Origin of the sequence: Natrinema amylolyticum (assembly GCF_020515625.1) — an archaeon.
GTDB classification, from domain to species: domain Archaea; phylum Halobacteriota; class Halobacteria; order Halobacteriales; family Natrialbaceae; genus Natrinema; species Natrinema amylolyticum.
The window spans coordinates 848993-865843 of sequence record NZ_JAIWPJ010000002.1; the positions used below are offsets into that span (position 1 = coordinate 848993).

The 16851-nt window shown below is 62.9% G+C and carries 16 protein-coding genes; 10 read left to right on the top strand and 6 right to left on the bottom strand.

What is annotated here, in order from left to right:
• Entirely contained in the window at positions 1-771 is a 771-nt protein-coding gene (locus LDH66_RS14450) for a DUF5803 family protein (RefSeq protein WP_226481773.1), read from the top strand.
• Positions 772-822: 51 nt separating this feature from the next.
• Here LDH66_RS14450 and LDH66_RS14455 read toward each other — a convergent pair whose 3' ends face one another.
• Positions 823-1278 carry a chemotaxis protein CheW gene (locus LDH66_RS14455; RefSeq protein ID WP_226481774.1) on the bottom strand — a complete coding sequence of 152 codons (456 nt, stop codon included), beginning with the start codon at positions 1276-1278 and terminating at the stop codon, positions 823-825.
• A gap of 234 nt (positions 1279-1512) precedes the next feature.
• Between LDH66_RS14455 and LDH66_RS14460 the strand changes: the two genes are divergently transcribed.
• The 9 genes from LDH66_RS14460 (at position 1513) to LDH66_RS14500 (ending at position 12787) form a co-directional block, all read left to right on the top strand.
• Positions 1513-2304, top strand: coding sequence for a chemotaxis protein CheW (locus tag LDH66_RS14460; RefSeq protein ID WP_226481775.1), 792 nt, complete (start codon positions 1513-1515; stop codon positions 2302-2304).
• 134 nt (positions 2305-2438) lie between these two features.
• Positions 2439-2801 (top strand): chemotaxis protein CheY, encoded by a 363-nt coding sequence (gene cheY / locus LDH66_RS14465; RefSeq protein WP_006181855.1) that lies wholly within the window; start codon positions 2439-2441, stop codon positions 2799-2801.
• A complete protein-coding gene (cheB, locus tag LDH66_RS14470; protein ID WP_226481776.1) occupies positions 2798-4015 on the top strand; it encodes a chemotaxis-specific protein-glutamate methyltransferase CheB in 1218 nt (405 codons plus the stop codon). Before cheY ends, cheB begins: the two co-directional genes overlap by 4 nt.
• Positions 4008-8054, top strand: a complete 4047-nt coding sequence (locus LDH66_RS14475; RefSeq protein WP_226481777.1) for an Hpt domain-containing protein — start codon at positions 4008-4010, stop codon at positions 8052-8054. The genes cheB and LDH66_RS14475 overlap by 8 nt, the downstream gene beginning before the upstream one ends.
• A gap of 34 nt (positions 8055-8088) precedes the next feature.
• Positions 8089-8694, top strand: coding sequence for a chemotaxis protein CheC (locus LDH66_RS14480; RefSeq protein ID WP_226481778.1), 606 nt, complete (start codon positions 8089-8091; stop codon positions 8692-8694).
• Positions 8691-9959: a chemotaxis protein CheC gene (locus tag LDH66_RS14485; RefSeq protein ID WP_226481779.1), complete on the top strand. Its 1269-nt coding sequence runs from the start codon at positions 8691-8693 to the stop codon at positions 9957-9959. Before LDH66_RS14480 ends, LDH66_RS14485 begins: the two co-directional genes overlap by 4 nt.
• Positions 9956-10471, top strand: a complete 516-nt coding sequence (locus LDH66_RS14490) for a chemotaxis protein CheD (RefSeq protein WP_226481780.1) — start codon at positions 9956-9958, stop codon at positions 10469-10471. Before LDH66_RS14485 ends, LDH66_RS14490 begins: the two co-directional genes overlap by 4 nt.
• Entirely contained in the window at positions 10468-11373 is a 906-nt protein-coding gene (locus LDH66_RS14495) for a CheR family methyltransferase (RefSeq protein ID WP_319004358.1), read from the top strand. The genes LDH66_RS14490 and LDH66_RS14495 overlap by 4 nt, the downstream gene beginning before the upstream one ends.
• A 121-nt stretch (positions 11374-11494) precedes the next feature.
• On the top strand, positions 11495-12787 hold the full coding sequence (locus LDH66_RS14500) for a hypothetical protein (protein WP_226481781.1): 1293 nt from the start codon (positions 11495-11497) through the stop codon (positions 12785-12787).
• A gap of 48 nt (positions 12788-12835) precedes the next feature.
• On the opposite strand, the gene LDH66_RS14505 is transcribed toward LDH66_RS14500, so the two are convergent.
• The 5 genes from LDH66_RS14505 to LDH66_RS14525 form a co-directional block, all read right to left on the bottom strand.
• Positions 12836-13606, bottom strand: a complete 771-nt coding sequence (locus LDH66_RS14505) for a DUF7289 family protein (RefSeq protein WP_425492946.1) — start codon at positions 13604-13606, stop codon at positions 12836-12838.
• On the bottom strand, positions 13606-14118 hold the full coding sequence (locus LDH66_RS14510; RefSeq protein ID WP_226481783.1) for a DUF7266 family protein: 513 nt from the start codon (positions 14116-14118) through the stop codon (positions 13606-13608). The genes LDH66_RS14505 and LDH66_RS14510 overlap by 1 nt, the downstream gene beginning before the upstream one ends.
• Before the next feature lie 161 nt (positions 14119-14279).
• A complete protein-coding gene (locus LDH66_RS14515; protein ID WP_226481784.1) occupies positions 14280-15689 on the bottom strand; it encodes a polymer-forming cytoskeletal protein in 1410 nt (469 codons plus the stop codon).
• The gene (locus tag LDH66_RS14520) at positions 15683-16315 is read right to left on the bottom strand and encodes a DUF7288 family protein (protein ID WP_226481785.1); all 633 of its coding nucleotides are present in this window, start codon (positions 16313-16315) and stop codon (positions 15683-15685) included. The genes LDH66_RS14515 and LDH66_RS14520 overlap by 7 nt, the downstream gene beginning before the upstream one ends.
• 4 nt (positions 16316-16319) lie before the next feature.
• Positions 16320-16850 carry a DUF7287 family protein gene (locus tag LDH66_RS14525; RefSeq protein WP_226481786.1) on the bottom strand — a complete coding sequence of 177 codons (531 nt, stop codon included), beginning with the start codon at positions 16848-16850 and terminating at the stop codon, positions 16320-16322.
• Position 16851: the final 1 nt, after the last annotated feature.

Consider the following 16851-nt stretch of genomic DNA (forward strand, 5'->3'; position numbering starts at 1 on the left):
ATGAATCGACGGCTCGTTCTCGCGGCGATTGCGGTCGCACTGCTCGCGACGCTAGCGGGCTGTTCGGCGCTGACGGGCGGTATTTCGGACGAACAGCTCGATCAGGAAGGGAACTACAGCGATCTGCGTGACAGCGAGGCCGACGTCGCCATCGATCTCGAAGACGGCAGCCTGATCGACGACGGCGAGTTCCGAGCGGTCTACGATCTCAACGGGACTGAGGAACTGTCGCTGTACCGATCGACGCTCTATCGCGACGAACCCTTAGAGATCAACAGCGTCCGCTACTGGTACCCCAACGGCACCGAGCTCACGGGCTCGGAGCTCGAGGTCGAGCAGGGACAGTCGGAGACGTCTGTGCAGGTGCCCGACGAGAACGGCACGCTCGCGTTCTCCGGTGACGCCGGCCGGAAGACGTTCCAGCTGCCGGCCTACGTCGATGGGTCCTACGAAGTGACGGTCCCCGAGGGCCATCGGACGTCGAACTTCCTGTTCGGAGACGTCTCGCCGAACGGGTACGACCGCGAGGTCGTCGACGACCGGGAGCGACTCTACTGGGACGACCTCGACAGCACGATCTCGCTCCGATACTACCTCACGCGGGATATTCCGCTGTTCCTGGGTCTCGTCGGGGCGGCCGTCCTGCTCGGTGGAATCGGGATCGGATACTACTACCGACAGGTCAAACGACTTCGGAAGGAACGCGAGGAGTTCGGCCTCGATATCGATACCGACGACGATTCGGACGGCGGACCGCCCGGACTCTTATAAGACAGCGGCCGATCGCTCTCGATTTCGGCCACCGGCTCCGCGAGGCGGCCGTTATCCGTGAATCGCCCGTTCGTCGAGCCAGACGACGTCGCTATCCTCGATTTCGAGTCGTCCCCTGATGTGAGTCGTGTTCGTTCGCGGCGCCTCGAGCGAGGCCGTTCTGACGGTTCTGGTCACGTCGACGTCGTCGACGAGCCAGCCGTAGTACCGATCATCGCCGTCGGTGGCCGAAAAGACGAGCAGTCTCGGATCGTCGACGCGAGCCGCCGTCTCGAACGAGGATCCGAACACTCGCGGCAGATCGACGACCCTGATCCGTTCGCCGGCGGCGCTGAGCGTCCCCGCGTCCCACGGATCGTCGGCATCCACGAGGGGTTCGTCGTCCGTGACGCCGAGAACGGAGGCGACCGACGCGGCCCTGACGCAGTACCGTTTTTCTTCCAGGTCGAACGTGAGTACTGTGATGGGGTCGTCGGATCCGGGGTCCCCGTTCGAAGCCGATGTCATTCCATCTGACGGACGGTTGTTCGGAAAATAAACCTTCTGATACAGTAAATATTATCGCAGTGTCGAATACGGGAGCGGACGGCTCGACGATCACTCGGACGGGAATCGCGATCGGTCGCCGCTTGTGACGAGGCGCGCACGATCGCACCCGTCCCGAACGGTAGTCATCAGCTATCGGAACAATCACGGTGGAGTCAACGTTTTATTGGTGGAACCTGATACACGAACAGGACCATGGCCCCGGACCTCTCGGAAACGCTTCTCGGAATCGATAGCGACGACGCCGATCGAACCGGCGATTCGGACACCGGAGACGGGGAGGAGGAAGTCCTCCTCCAGTTCCTCTTCGTCGGCCTCGGCGAACACCGACTCGCGCTTCCGGTCGACGCAGTCAGAACGATCACCGAACCACCGGCGGAACTCACTCGAGTCCCACGCTCGCCCCCGGCTATCGAGGGACTGATGGACCTCCGAGGGGAGATCACTGCGGTCATCGACCCTCGCGTTCACTTCCCCGTCTCCGAATCGCGAACGGGACGCGAGCGCTTGCTCGTTCTCGACCGTGCGAGCGACCAACAGTCGGTCGCGATCCGGGTCGACGACGTCATCGGCGTCGAGACGATCCCCGAGAGCGACGTCTTCGACGAGGATACCGTCGAGGCCAGCGAACTCTCCGGCGACGTCCTCGAGCATCCCCTGATCGCCGCGCTCGTCACGCAGGAGCGGGACCCGCACGCCGACGTCGGAAGCATGGTGACCGACGACGCTGCCGGTGTGACGGCGAGCCCCGAAACCGGCGGTCCATTGGGGACTGGCGGGTCGGCGGCACTGTCGTCGACGGGCGGGACGAGCGGTGGAATCGGCGAGTCGGTGGGGGAAGCCTTCGAGGTCGAACCGACCGAGGAGGCGACCGCCGAACCGGACGAGGAAGGGGACGAGGCCGATTCGACGCGGGAAGTCGTCGTCGAGGCGACCGCGCTGATCGACGTCGACAAACTGTTGGTAGCGTCCGGACAGCCGCAATAATTGCCGCAAACGACCGTTCGGGATTCCCACCGTGAATGGGCTCTCCGGGGCGTAATCGGCGCTTATCACGACTGATAATCGAGAGACAGCATTTATGGTAGTTGTATCTCTACGGGAATTTGGTGTACTACTGAATGTCGACAGGGGTGCTCATCGTGGACGACTCTCATTTTATGCGGAATCTATTGCGACAGATCTTGGAACAAGATTACCGCATCCTCGGAGAGGCGTCCAACGGCGCTGAGGCCGTCAAACTGTACAAAGAACACGACCCCGACATCGTCATGATGGATATCGTGATGCCCAAATGCAACGGCATCAAGGCGACTGCGGCGATCAAGAAAATCGACCCGGACGCCCGCGTCATCATGTGTACGAGCGTCGGACAGCGTGAGAAAATGAAACTCGCCGTGAAAGCTGGCGCGGACGGCTACGTCACGAAACCGTTCGAAGAACCCAGCGTCAGAAAGGCCCTTTCAGACGTCGTCGCTGCATGACGCGAGTACTCGTTGTCGACGACTCGAAGTTTATGCGGACAGTCATCGGCAACGCGCTCGAGTCGGCCGGCTACGATATCGAAACGGCCGCGAACGGCACCGAGGCCGTCGAGACGGTCGCCGAGTTCGATCCGGACGTCGTGACGATGGACGTCGAAATGCCCGAGATGGGCGGTATCGACGCCGTCGAGCGGATCATGACGACGAATCCGACTCCCATTCTCATGCTCAGCGTTCACACCGAACGCGGCACGGAGGCGACGCTCGACGCCTTGGAACGGGGAGCCGCGGACTTCCTACACAAGCCCGACGGCTCCGATTCGCGAAACATCGCCCATCTCACTGACGAAGTCGTCGAAGCGGTCGACGACCTCGCCGAGGCCGACATCTCGTCAGTGGCGCTCGCGCGGGCCTCCGCGACGGCCTACGCGACCCGCGAGAGACGTACCGACAGTGCGGGACGGGGAACCACCACCGGCAACGCCGTCGCCGGTGGCGGCACCGAGAGCCGTCTGAATCCCGATCGGGGGACGACTGGGCCGGACACAGCCCCCGAAATCGGCTCCACCGGTGACGTCGACGAGGACGCGGCCCCGATCGCCGTCGACGGCGACCGGGCCGACGCGCCGACGATCGTCCTCGGCGCGTCGACCGGCGGACCGAAGATCGTCGAACGGCTGTTCGAACGACTCCCAGGCGACCTCGAGGCGAAAGTGCTTGTCGTCCAGCACATGCCGCCCGGGTTCACCGAGCGGTTCGCCGATCGACTCGATGCACGAAGCGCGTACGACATCAGCGAGGCGACAGATGGGGACCGGATCCGGCCCGGTGAGGCCGCGGTCGCACCGGGTAACCAGCATCTCGAGGTAGCGAGCAACGTCAACAACGCGCTCCGTCTGCGACTCGACGACGGCGAACGGGTCCACGGCGTGCGACCAGCAATCGACGTGACGATGGAGAGCGCCGCCGAACGGGTCTCCGACGCGCTCTGTGGTGTCGTCCTGACCGGAATGGGTCGTGACGGTGCGGCCGGAATCGAGGCGATCAAGGCCGCGGGCGGTCGGACCATCGCACAGGACGAGGCGACGAGTCCGGTCTTTGGCATCCCCTGTCAGGCAATCGAGACGGGCCGTGTCGATACGATCGCGCCCGCCGAGGGCATCGCCGATGCGATCGTCGACGCCTTTACCACGGACGGTGAGAACGATGAGTGATTATCTGACAGACTTCGTTCAGGAGAGCGAAGAACGAATTACGGAACTGAACAACGCCTTGCTCACCCTCGAGCGCGAGCCCGACGACGAGGAGGCGATGGAGAACATCTTCCGGATCGCACACACCCTCAAGGGGAACTGCGGGGCGATGGGCTTGGAGTCGGCGAGCGATCTCGCCCACGCGCTCGAGGACCTGCTCGACGCCGTCCGTCGCGACGACCTCGAGGTGACCGCGTCACTGATGGACGTCGTCTTCGACGCCGTCGACGAACTCGAGACGATGATCGACGAGGTCGCCGAGACCGGCGAGATCCGGACCGATCCGTCGGCGACGATCGAAGCGCTTCGGAGTCATCTGACCGATGCGGACGGCGCGGCGGGTATCGAACCACCCACAGCCGCGAAGATCGACGACGTCTGCTCCCGATTCGAGCCGCCGGCCGACGAGGGCCACGACGTCTATCTCGCCCGCCTCGCGATCGCAGCGGAAGACGGCGTTAACAACGGGGAACTGGTCGTCGACGCACTGATCGACGCGTTCGATCTGATCGGAACCGATCCACCCCGCGAAACGATCGGGACCGGGGACTACGGCGGGAGCTTCGACGCAATCTTCGGGACCGCGGTCGGCGAGGCCGCTATCGCCTCCGGGCTCGAACCGGTCGAGGAGGTCGACGAGTTCGAAATCGTCGACGTCTCCGATCGATTCGAGGGGACGAACGCGGCCGCGGGCGCGTCGGAGCAGGCGTCCGACGCCGAACCGGGCGACGATATCTCGTCCGACGAAGCCCAAGACCTCGAGGTCGACGACCTCCTCGACGAGTTCAACGAGTTCGACAACTTGGACGAGATGGTCGACGACGTCGAGGACGAGGAACTCGACGCGTTCGAGGACATGGGCGAAGCGGGGTCGTTCGACGACCTGCTCGACGAAGAGGACGTCGCCGAACTCGACGCCGAGCCTGGCGAACCGCCGGCCGATGCCATCGATGCGGACGACGGCCCGACCGCCGAGACCGCGGAGACGGCGGAGCCGGCGGCCGACGACGCGACCGGAGCTGACGCCGCGTCGGGGTCAGAATCCGACGACGACGAAGTCGATGATGCCGGCGCGGTCTTCAACGAACTCAAAGACGAGGTCGAGATGGTCGGCTTCGACGAGTTACAGGACGAACTCGAGGAACTCGAGTTCGACGAGTTCGACGACGAAGAGGAAGTCGATATGGACGAACTCCTCGGCGACGACGCCGATGACGATTCGTTCCTCGACGACGAGGAACCGTCGGCGGACGCGGTCGACGACCTTCTGGTCGATTCGGAGCCGAACGATACGTCGGTTGCGGACGACACGGTCGACGACATTCTGGTCGATTCGGAGCCGGATGACGGTCCAAGTCCGGACGATGGTTCGAGTCCCGACGACGCGGTCGACGATATCCTGGTCGATTCGGAGTCGGATGACGCTTCGAGTCCGGACGACACCGCCGAGGACCGATCCGTCGTCGCGGACGAGTCGAGCGCTGCCGTCGGCGGTGACGACGCGTTCTCGTCGACCGAAGACGATCTCGATGATACCGTCGACGACCTCGAGTTCGGTGACGACGATATCGCGGCAGCGACGGATGTCGACGAGTCGGCCCCGGACGACGAGCCCGTCGAAACGCCAGCCGCGACCGAATCGACGGACGACTCCATATCGGCCGAGTCGGAACTCGACGCACCGAGCGACGGGGCGGCCGACGCGGTCGACGCGACCGGCCTCGAGGACGAGACGGTCGGCGAAGACGCGGCCGCCGAGTCGGTGGTAGCCGATGCGGAGAGTGCTGAAGTGGTCGCTGGCGAAGCGGATGCTGATGAGACGGCCACTGACGACGATGTCGCTGCGGAGGCGGCCGTTGACGAAGAGATTATCGAGGAGACGGTCGATGATGAGGACCCGATCGACGAGACGACCACCGAGACGGACGTTCCCGACGAGACGGACGCTATCGACGAGCGTTCCGACTCGGGGGTCGCCGTCGAAGATGTCGCTGCTGAAGACGTCGCTGCCGAGGACGTAGTCGCCGAAGGTAGTGCTGACGACATCGCCGGAGACGTCGCTGCCGAGGACGGAGATGACACAGTTGTCGCGGAGGGCCCGGCCGACGCGGTCCCCGCCGACGAACCGGAGCCAGTCGATAGCGCTTCGACCGCCGATGACGGCGACGCGGTCGCGGCCGACACTGCTGATACGGAGTCGTTCGCCGACGCGGACGAGGCCGATCCGTTCGATGATGCAACTGCGCTCGCGGCCGACGAGACCACCGAGTCCCTCGACGCGACCGATCTCGAGACCGACGATGCGACGGCCGAGGAGGCTGACGAGACTACTGTTGCTGAAGAGACGGACGACGCTGCGGAGGGTGCGGCAGACGACAGGGCACCGGCCGACTCGTTCGGCGACACCGCCGGGGACGGCTTCGAACCGACGGCGGCCTTCGACGACGACTTCGAGACGGCCGACGACGAGTCGGATCCTTTCGATGACGACAGCTTCGCGACGGACGCCGACGATTCGTTCGCGGACTTCTCGGCCGACGCCGCCGAGACCGCGGAGACGACGGAGTCGGACGACGACTTCGAGGGCGAGTTCGACGAGCAACTGGACGACCAGTCCGACGACGAGGCGGTCGCCGGATCCACCGGCTTCGATACCGGTGACGCCGGCTTCGAGTCGTCGGCGTCGGACGCCGACACCGATTCGGACTCGAGTCTCCCGGGCGCTGCGTCGTTCGGCGACGATGGGAGCGATTCGGACACTGATGACGACGTCGTGCGGATCGTCGACGAACCCAAGATGGAGATTCCGGATATCTCGCTCCCGGAGACGGGTGACCGACCGGACGCCGACGACGAAACCGACGAGATCCAGTCCGTTCGCGTCGACGTCGAGCAGGTCGACTCCCTGCTCACGCTCGTCGAAGGGCTGGTGACGAGTCGCGTCCGCCTCCGCCACGCGGCCGATACGGACGACGGCGGCACGGCCCTCGACAAGGAACTCGACGCGCTGTCGGATCTGACGACTGACCTGCAGGAGACGGTGATGGATATCCGACTGGTGCCGCTCCAGACGGTGACGAACCGCCTGCCGCGGGTCGTCCGCGACATCGCCCGCGATCAGAACAAGGAGGTCGCTTTCGAGATGAGCGGCGAGAACGTCGAACTGGATCGAAGTATCCTCGATCGAATCGGCGATCCGCTCATTCATCTGGTTCGCAACGCCGTCGACCACGGGATCGAACTGCCGGAACGGCGCGAAGAGGTCGGTAAATCGCGCGAAGGGGCCGTCGAGGTCCACGCCGACCGCTCGCGCGACCGCGTGACGATCACGGTCGAAGACGACGGAAGCGGACTCGATCCCGATCGACTTCGCGACGAGGCCGTCGAAGCCGGCGTTCTCGACGCGGACGAGGCCGCCGACCTCTCCGACGAGGAGGCCTACGACCTCATCTTCCATCCCGGCCTCTCGACGGCCGAGGAGGTGACGGACGTGAGTGGCCGCGGCGTCGGCATGGACGTCGTCAAACGGACGATCGAGGATTTAGAGGGAACGGTCTCGATCGACAGCGACGAGGGCGAAGGGACGACCGTCACGATGACGCTCCCGGTAACGGTCGCGATCGACGAAATCCTGTTCGTCGAGAGCGGCGGCGAGGAGTTCGGTATCCCGACCAAGGCCGTTCGGGACATCGAACCCGCGGCCGCGGTCGAGACGACCGCCGGTGAATCCGTACTCCGCGACGACGACGGCGACTATCCAGTTATCCGACTGACCGACGTCCTCGAGACGCCGGTCCCCGGTGCGAACGGCGACGGGATGGTCGTCCGCATTCGCGACGAGGTTCGCGAGGTAGCGCTGCACTGCGATCACGTGCAGGGCCAACAGGAAGTCGTCGTCAAGCCCTTTGAGGGCGTTATGAGCGGTATCCCGGGGCTCAGCGGTGCAACGGTGCGGGGGCGAGGGGAAGTAGTCAACATTCTGGATGTGACGACACTATGAACGAACGCGAACACCCACACCTACGGAGGAATCCATGACGATGATGGTCGATATACGAAAGCTGAGCTTCATAAACGAGATGGCGAAGGTCGGGACGAACGGCGTCGCCGACAACATGAGTAAACTGACCGGCGAGGACGCCCAGATGGAGGTGACGAAGACCAACTTCATCGACGTCGACGACATCGAGTCACAACTCGACGGCGGGAAGCGGGTCGGCGTCCGCGTCCGACTACTGGATCCCCCGCATGGGCACATCCTCATCCTCTTTCCCGAGGCGAGCGCGAAGAAGATCACGGCGATCATGCTCCGCGACGTCGTCGACGATATGGGCGACGTCTCCGGAAAGATGGCCCGCAGCGCCGTCGAGGAGATGGGCAACATGATGGCCAGTGGCTTCATCGACGGCTGGGCGGACGTGCTCGGGCGTGCGATCGACATCGCTGCGCCACAACTCGTCTACGCGCCGACGGGGGATATCGTCACCCGGACGGCCAGTCTCGGTGGTGACGATCTGGCCCTGTTCTTCGACTCCGATCTGTCGGTTCCCAGCTACCAGATCGAAGCAGAGATTTACGCGTTCCCCGACCTCGAAGAGTTCGTGGAAATGGTCAACGGCATCGAAGTCCAATCCGCATGAAACTCGACGTCAACGCACTCGGCACGTTCTACCGGATGGCTCGAGAGGGAGCCGGACTGGCGGCGGGTCGACTCACACACATGCTGGGCGTCGAGACGAAGGTCGGCGTGACGAAGCTCAACTTCATGCGCGGCCAGGAAATTCGGCGCGACTTCGAGGACTCGACCGAGAAGGTCGGCGTTCGCGTCAAGCTGACCGGCGGGATCGAGGGATACTCGGTCGTCGTCTTCGAGCGCGAGAACGCGCTCCGAATCGTCGAAACCCTGCTCGCCGAGGCCGGCCCCGACGCGGACGTCGATGCCGACGTCGGCGAGCTCGACGGCTTCGACGAGATGACCGAGAGCGCGGCCACCGAGGTCGGCCACATCATGAACAGCGGCTTCATCGACGGCTGGGCCGACGTCTTGGAGACCGTCATCGACGTCTCGACACCGGAGTTCGTCGAGGGCCAGACCGCCGAGCCCTTTTTCGGCGATATCGACGAGGCTCCGGCCGACGACGACCTCGCCTTGCTCTTCCAGAGCCAGATCGAGACCGTCGGCACCGAGGTCGGTTTCAGTCACTACCTCTTCCCGAAACGCGAGTCGATGTCGAAGCTCTTGGAGCGACTGCGCACCAGCGAGGGTATCGAGTACGACAAGCTCGACGGCTTCGACCGGATGGCCGAGCGCGGTGCCGAAGAGATCGCCAAGACGGCGACCACGCTGACCGGCATCGACACGAGCGTCGACATCCGCCGGCTGAACTTCGTCTCGCTCGAGGCGATCCCGGAACAGGTGGCCGAGGAGAAACTCGTCGGGGTCGCCTTCGAGTTCGACGGCATGCCGAGTGGCTATCTGCTCTTCCTGTTCGACGAGGAGTCGGCCCACGAGATCGTCGACGCGATGGTTCCCATGGAGGTCGACGAGGACGGGTTCGGCGAGATGGGAACCAGCGCGATCAAAGAACTCGGGAATATCATGGCCAGCGGGTTTCTCGACGGCTGGGCGAACGTCCTCGATACGACGATCGACCACTCGACGCCGGAGTTCATCCACGACATCGGCGCTGCGGCCGTCGACCCGGTCATCATCCAACTCGGCGAGAATCAGGACTTCGCGTTCGTCTTCGACACGGTCGTCATGGCCGACGGCCGGGAGTTCGACTGCGAAGTGTACGCGATCCCCGACGAGTCGGATCTCGAGCGGGCGCTGAACAACTTAGACGTCGATCGGATCGAAGACGCCAAGACGACGGCGGAGTTCCAGGAAGTCGATAACGCATGAAAACATACGGTACCGAACCGGGCGCACCGACGCCGGTCCAGGTCGGCATCTCCGAACTCGTCGTCAGCGACGGCGACGATACGCTCAAATCCTACGGGCTGGGGTCGTGTCTGGCCATCGCACTGTACGATCCGAACTCCCAGATCGGCGGGCTGGCACACGTCATGTTGCCCGACGGCGACGCCGCGGACAACAGCGACCGCAAACCCGGCAAGTACGCCGATACGGCGATCCGGGCGCTCCTCCGTCGTATGGTCGAGCAGGGGGCCAACTACACCGCCGTCGAAGCGAAAATCGCCGGCGGCAGCGACATGTTCGAGTTCGAGAGTTTCGGCGACGGCGTCGGACAGCGAAATATCGCCGCCGCGAAGACGGAACTCGAGAAACTCGGCGTTCCCCTCGAGGCCGAAGACGTCGGCGGCGAGTACGGGCGGACCGTCGAGTTCACCCCGGGAACGGGCACGCTCGTCGTGAAGACGTCCGACGGCGATAACGGAGTGACGGAGTTGTGATCGGCGACGGGGCTGGCGACGCCGGTACTGATCCCGACGATGACCGGGACGACGAGGTGTTCGCCGATCTCCTCGCGTTCGTCGAAGACGAACTGTCGTTTGCAACGAGTCACTACAACGACAGCTACCTCGACCGACGCATCTCCTCGCGGATGCGGCGCACGAGAAACGAGACCTACGAGACCTACTTCGAGCAACTACGGCGCGATTCCGACGAGCAGGAAGCGCTGCTCGAGGCGATGAGCATCAACGTCACGGGTTTCTTTCGGAATCCCGATGTCTGGTCGGGGATTCGGACCGTCCTCCGGACGCTGTCCGCGAAAGACACGACCGTTCGCGTCTGGAGTGCCGCGTGTGCCGACGGTCGAGAGCCGTACTCGCTCGCGATGCTCGCACACGACGATCCACGGATCGACGAGTCCAACGTCTATATCCTCGGGACCGACATCAGCGCCCCGGCGCTCGAGACGGCCCGGGAAGGCGTCTACGAGGAGTCTCGAACCGTCGACCTCGACGATCAGCTCTCCTTTCTCGACGACTATCGACGGTACGTCGACGTCGACGACCGAACCTACCGCATCAACGATGCGGTCAAGCGAAACGTTCGCTTCCAGCGCCACGATCTGATCAACGACGATCCGAAGTCGGGATTCGATCTCGTTACCTGCCGAAATCTCTTCATATACATCGACAATGCCTATAAACGGCCAATGCTCGAGACGATCGCCCGGTCGCTTCGGACGGACGGCTACCTCGTCATCGGTAAGGCCGAGACGATTCCGCCGACGCTCAAGTCGGCCTTCGCCGTCCGCGAGGCTCGCTTGCGGATCTATCAGCGAGAAGTGCGCGGCACGAACGGCGGGACGATCGACCGCCGCGCCAACTCGAACTCCGAATCGTAGGTCGGACGGGGCGTAGTCGACGACGATAGCCGAGACCCACCGATCGAGCGCTGTTCGATGCGGTTCACGGCTCGGAAAGCAACCAGTTGTTACATGATGGTTCGCCGAATACTCCCGACGAATGCCTCCGCTCGACCTCCGATCGTTCGTCGCCCGCATTGGGGCGCTGATCGACTCCTCGCCGCCGACCTCCCGTCAGGAAACCCGTACGTGGCTCGTCGAACCCTTCCTCGAGATGCTCGGCTGGAACTGCCGTACCGACTCGTACGTGACGGATCGGATCGTCGACGGTACCCGGGTCGAGTACGTGCCGACGATCGATTCGGTGCCGGCGCTGTTCGTCGCCGTCGAGAGCTACGACGCGTCACTCGAGGAGTCACGCGCCAACGCGCTTCGGGGAGCGATGGCCTGGACGGGCGTCGACCGCGCAATCTACACGAACGGCCGCGAATACCTCCTGCTCGCGGGCACGTCGGACGTCGACTATCACGCGCTCAGGCTCTCCGAACTCGTAGATTCCGAGTCGGCACTGGAAAACTACGCTGAGCGGACCCTCGCCCGCCGCCTCGAGCACCACTCTCGGGACCACGTCGCCCGGCGACTCGCCCTCGAGCGGCCGCAGCTCGTCGACTCGATCGCCGACCGACTGACGACGGCCGCCGTTCAGGGCGACGCCTACGCCGACGAGTTCGAATCCGCGGCCGATCGATTCCTCGACCGGCTCGTCGTCGCGTTCGCCGAGGGCAGGCCGGACCCGGCGGATGCCGGAACGGACGTCTCGATTCGATTCAGTGAATCGACGGTCACCGGTGACGCGGAGACTGATGTCGACCGCGAGCTCGGCTCCCGATCCGGGTCGATGCCCGGATCAGGCGGGACCGATGCCACCGACCCGGAACCGAACGCGACTCGGGTTGGAAGCGAGAGTGCACCGGACTCGAACTCGGACGCTGCCGGCGAAACCGGAACAGACGATGCGGCGGCGACCGAATCGGACGGCCGACCGGAGTCCGCCCCTGACGACGGATCGGACCGACCGACCGCTGACGCCGATCCCGGCTCCGAAGGGGGTTCCGACGGCGGCGAATACGTCGTCCGATTCTTTAACGAGCGCGGTTCGATCGGCGCGATCGGCCACTCGACGGCGGCGGGCGCGCTCGTCGAGACCGCCGAGTACCTGTTCGACCGAGGCCTCTCCGGCGTCGAAGTCCCTTGGAGTCCCGACGACGCCGACGGCACGGTGCTGAACGCCGCCCCCACCCACGCCGACGGCTCGCCGATGGCCGAATCGACACAGCTCTCGAACGGTCTCTATCTCGCGACGGAAGGTGAGCTCGACGAGCAGGCGACTCGAGTCGAAGCGCTCGCCGCTCGAGCGGGATTGCGAGCGATGCTGGTAGGTGACTGGGAATAGCGTTCCGACGACGACCGCTGACAGTCTCTCGGGGAAATCGTAGCTATGTCAGTACTCGATATCGGCTTCGACGACCGTTATGACAACACGTAATTGATTACCCGCGTCGGACGTACAAGTCGCGTCCGGATAGGACTCCGTCTCCCACCCGGATCGATCGAGTGTCGTGTTCCATGCGTTGTCGTAGTCCGTGTCCGCGGTTATAGTGACTTCATTTACATCGCTCTCGATCTGTGTTTCGCGGTTCAATTCGTTCATCGTCACTTCGAGCGTCCCGCTACTCTGTATCGACCTGCTGTCCGTCTCGATCGAGGTGAGCGTAATCATGGCCGTTTCGTTTGTTGGGTCACACGTCAGTTGCGGGCGTTTGAGAACGACGCTGCCGCCGTTTTCGGCCGAGCGGACGATGCCTCCGCCCTCGTACGCGATGGTATCGGAGCCGGTCGTGTACGTGAGTTCGCCGAGAGTCGTGGGACTGGCATCGGCGCTATTGGAATCGATCTCGATCGTGAGTTCCGTCCCGTCGGAACCGGTCGAGAACGTTCCCTCCTGAAGCGACAGCTCACCGCGTCGCTTATCGATTCCGTCATGCCGCATAATGTCGTTGAAGTTCTCGGTGAGTGCCTCCATCGCTCGTTCGGAGTTCCGTAGCTGCTCGTTGTCACTGTAATCGGCCATCGCCTGAAAGCCGGTCATGGACAGCAGCATGACTGAACCGATTATCGTCGCGAACACGAGAGTGAACGCGAGGACATCCGACACCGCACGATCGTTTCTGCCACGTCCAGCGCTCGTCTCTGACGTTCGATTTCTCCTCATTAGTTACCTCCGTGGATCGATATTTCACCGGTAGTCGGATCGCCGTTCGCAGGGCGATGGCGAATTTCGATCGTGCCACCTGCTACCGCATTCGAGTCATCGCTGATCTCCGCGTCGATTTTGACGGGCACGTAGACGACCGGATCGGTGTCGGTCGCCGTCAACTTTAGACAATCGGTCGACCCATCGAGAAATACGTTGTCCTGACAATCGCTCGCAGGGAGCAATTCGACCCTGTACGACGATCCTGCAACCGTTCGCGGATGATCGGCAGTGGCGGTCACTTTATCGTTGGTCCCAGCCGCGGCTCGGTCGGTGTTCGAAATTTCGTCGCTCAGGCGCTCGCCAACCGTCTCGAGCGACGTTCGCGCACTGTTTTCCTTCTCGTTCTCGAGGAGCGTGCCGCCGGCCATCAATAGCATCGCGATGAGCACCGTCGTGATAGCGATGGTCAATGCGTGTGTGACCGTGATCGAAACGCCGCGGTCGGCCCGATGGAACCGGTCACGCATCGACCGTCACCTCCGGTCGATGCGGATCAATACGCCGGGATCGACCGACTGACGGCATTTCCTGGCACGTGGTTCCGTTCGGGTTCCTTTCGGTGGATCGAATTGATCCGGATTCGCTTCCGGTGTCTCGAACGAACGGACGGGTGTGTGCGGACATGGTGTTATCTGTGATTATCAATATCGGATACCCCATCGTTGATCGTTCCGTGGACGGTTCCGTCGCTGACGGTAACGGTCCCTTCGGCGACTACATCGCCGTAGACGACGCTGTCACCGTCTATATCGACGTTCCCTTCAGAGAACACATCTCCGCGGACGACGCTGTTCGTTCCCATAGTAATATCGCCTTGGATGATGATTACTCCATCCACCATCGCCCCGTTATCCATCGTGATGTCGTTCGTGTTCTGAATGTCGCCCTGAATTTTCCCGTCGTCGATATCGATGTTCTCAGTTTGCGTCACTTGACCGTAGAGCGCACTGCCACCGGTAACGTCGAGATCGCCGTCGATTTGCTGATCTCCAACCAGAATCCCGTCCTGAACGTCGATGGTAAAGCCGCTCCCGCTGGTTTTACTCATCTCACATTCGATTATGGCCCCGCCGGTAACCGCCGGTGATCCGCTATCGATATCGAGGTCCGTGCAGGTGCCGTCCGGGAGGACTCCGAGTGGATTCGGCATTCCGTCGTCATAGACCGGCACTCGCTGGGTCCGCGTGTAGGACACCTCGTTCGAGGTATACGTGACGTTGACGGCGACGTCCCACGCACCGTGGGTGTCAGTTCCGGTGCCGTCTATTGAGCCGCTCCCTCTGGCGACGAGTTCGTACGAACCGCTTACAGTACCCCCAGCCTCCGTGACCGTGAGTCCCTCGTATGACTCATCCGGATCGATCAGCGAGAGCCCACAGTCTCGGTTCGTGCCATTGATCTCCCCGTTAACGAGATCCACACGAGCGGGCGTTTCGAACCGGCAACCAGTTGGCGTGGTATATTCACCAGAGCCATCGTAAACCAGTGCCGTGACGTCGGTGTCTGCAGATGCAGTCACGTCTCCGTCACTGCCCTCGTCGATCTCGAGAACGAGGTGACCGATCCGCCGGCTATCGTTCGTCGCCGACTCGTTGTCCTCGAGATCGATCGGTGAGGCGCCAGTCAACTCCGAGAAGCTGCCGGTCGAGATCCGCGCGTCTCGCACGACGGCGACCCGTTCGACCGTCGTGATCGATGGCTGACTGTTCGCCGTCCTATTGTGATACGTCTCCGAATATCCGGGATCGTCGACGGTCCCCTCGACTACGTCCTCGAACGTGCTGTTATACTGACTGGCAGAATTCTCATCCCAGTTGACGTTTCCGCGATGGGTGACGCCCTGAATCCCGCGCTCGAGTTCCTCGTTCGTAACTTTGGCATCGGATCCGCTCTGTCCCGTCGGGCCGGAAGAGAGCGTTTCGGTCGCGAGCACGCCGTTGTAGACGACGACGGCCCCCAGAATGATGAACGCGAGAGTAATCGCGCCGACGAGGAGCAACTGACCGCGATCGCGGTTGCGATCGGAGACGGTCACCATACGATCACCCGAACTTCGACGACGTTGTAGACGCGATTCGCCTCGTTGTTATCCAGCCCCTGAACCGTCGGTTCGTCGGACCCGCTCTCGTTGAGATCGCTCAGCGTTCGCTCTCGGTCCGGAACCACGTACTGGTCGTCGTACAGCGTCACGGTATAACTGGCCGTGACGCTTGACGGCGGCGGTGCGGACTGGAAGACGACCGTTTTCTTGTCTCCGTCTTTCGGATGGAGTTCGACGTTGTATCCCCCGCCACGATCGTTGAATCGCTCGTTCAATACGGTCCCGAGCGTCGATTTATTGGCGAATGTTTCGGGGCTATATGTCCGATACTCGTCGTCGTTCGGTTCCAGTTGTCCGTCAGCCCCTTCGAATCCGCCGTCACCGTCCCAGCGTCGGATCGTCTCCGAGAGGTTTTCCTCCTCGGCTGCGACGACCAGTGCGTCCAGCGCTTCCTGTTGCATCTGTGCCTGATCCGACCGATCGACACCACCGGTCGACGGCATGATCACGACCGACTGCAGTGCGAATAGGGTCGCCATCAACACAACCATCGCGCCGATGAACCCCTCGAGCGTATAGGCCTGTCCGCGATCGTCGCTGGACGGGATGTCGGTTCCGACCATGATATCACCAGACCCTCACGACGAGACGACAGGCGGGGTCACACTCGTCGACATCGCCTTCGAGCGTAACGATCCGTGCCGAACTGGCCGCCGATTGGTTGGTGTATAATTCTCCGGCGGTCCACGTCCCAGCGCTCTTGATAGTCGTACTATTATTCACGTATTTGATGGTTATATTCAGGCTGTCGTACGTGATGTCCTCATCACTGTTCGCCCGAAGTCCGACCTGGTGGGTCAGGTTCTCTTCCCCGGCGTAGTCAGTGAAGTTGATCTCGTTGCCCGATCCCGTTCGGAGGTCGTCGACGATCCGGTCCGCAATCCGATCTGCCTGTGCCGTCTTCGCACCGCCCGACGATTCGTACGGCGTCACGAGCGACGGGAGAAACGAGAAGACGAAGGCGATCGCCAGCAGGAAGACGCCGATTCCGACGGCGAAATCCTGTGTGGTCTGGCCCCGATCCGCGAGTGAGATGGAAATCGTTCGGGGTCGTCGAGTTCGGTCCCGCGTTCGGTCGGCTGTTCGTTTTCGGCTCATC

Excerpts from the sequence above, each read along its gene's own strand:
- LDH66_RS14480 (WP_226481778.1), top strand. The coding sequence starts at position 8,089 with ATGACGATGATGGTCGATATACGAAAGCTGAGCTTCATAAACGAGATG.
- LDH66_RS14455 (WP_226481774.1), bottom strand. The coding sequence starts at position 1,278 with ATGACATCGGCTTCGAACGGGGACCCCGGATCCGACGACCCCATCACA.
- LDH66_RS14450 (WP_226481773.1), top strand. The coding sequence starts at position 1 with ATGAATCGACGGCTCGTTCTCGCGGCGATTGCGGTCGCACTGCTCGCG.
- LDH66_RS14475 (WP_226481777.1), top strand. The coding sequence starts at position 4,008 with ATGAGTGATTATCTGACAGACTTCGTTCAGGAGAGCGAAGAACGAATT.
- cheY (WP_006181855.1), top strand. The coding sequence starts at position 2,439 with ATGTCGACAGGGGTGCTCATCGTGGACGACTCTCATTTTATGCGGAAT.
- LDH66_RS14490 (WP_226481780.1), top strand. The coding sequence starts at position 9,956 with ATGAAAACATACGGTACCGAACCGGGCGCACCGACGCCGGTCCAGGTC.
- LDH66_RS14505 (WP_425492946.1), bottom strand. The coding sequence starts at position 13,606 with ATGAGGAGAAATCGAACGTCAGAGACGAGCGCTGGACGTGGCAGAAAC.
- LDH66_RS14520 (WP_226481785.1), bottom strand. The coding sequence starts at position 16,315 with ATGGTCGGAACCGACATCCCGTCCAGCGACGATCGCGGACAGGCCTAT.
- LDH66_RS14460 (WP_226481775.1), top strand. The coding sequence starts at position 1,513 with ATGGCCCCGGACCTCTCGGAAACGCTTCTCGGAATCGATAGCGACGAC.
- LDH66_RS14485 (WP_226481779.1), top strand. The coding sequence starts at position 8,691 with ATGAAACTCGACGTCAACGCACTCGGCACGTTCTACCGGATGGCTCGA.
- cheB (WP_226481776.1), top strand. The coding sequence starts at position 2,798 with ATGACGCGAGTACTCGTTGTCGACGACTCGAAGTTTATGCGGACAGTC.
- LDH66_RS14525 (WP_226481786.1), bottom strand. The coding sequence starts at position 16,850 with ATGAGCCGAAAACGAACAGCCGACCGAACGCGGGACCGAACTCGACGA.
- LDH66_RS14500 (WP_226481781.1), top strand. The coding sequence starts at position 11,495 with ATGCCTCCGCTCGACCTCCGATCGTTCGTCGCCCGCATTGGGGCGCTG.
- LDH66_RS14510 (WP_226481783.1), bottom strand. The coding sequence starts at position 14,118 with ATGCGTGACCGGTTCCATCGGGCCGACCGCGGCGTTTCGATCACGGTC.
- LDH66_RS14515 (WP_226481784.1), bottom strand. The coding sequence starts at position 15,689 with ATGGTGACCGTCTCCGATCGCAACCGCGATCGCGGTCAGTTGCTCCTC.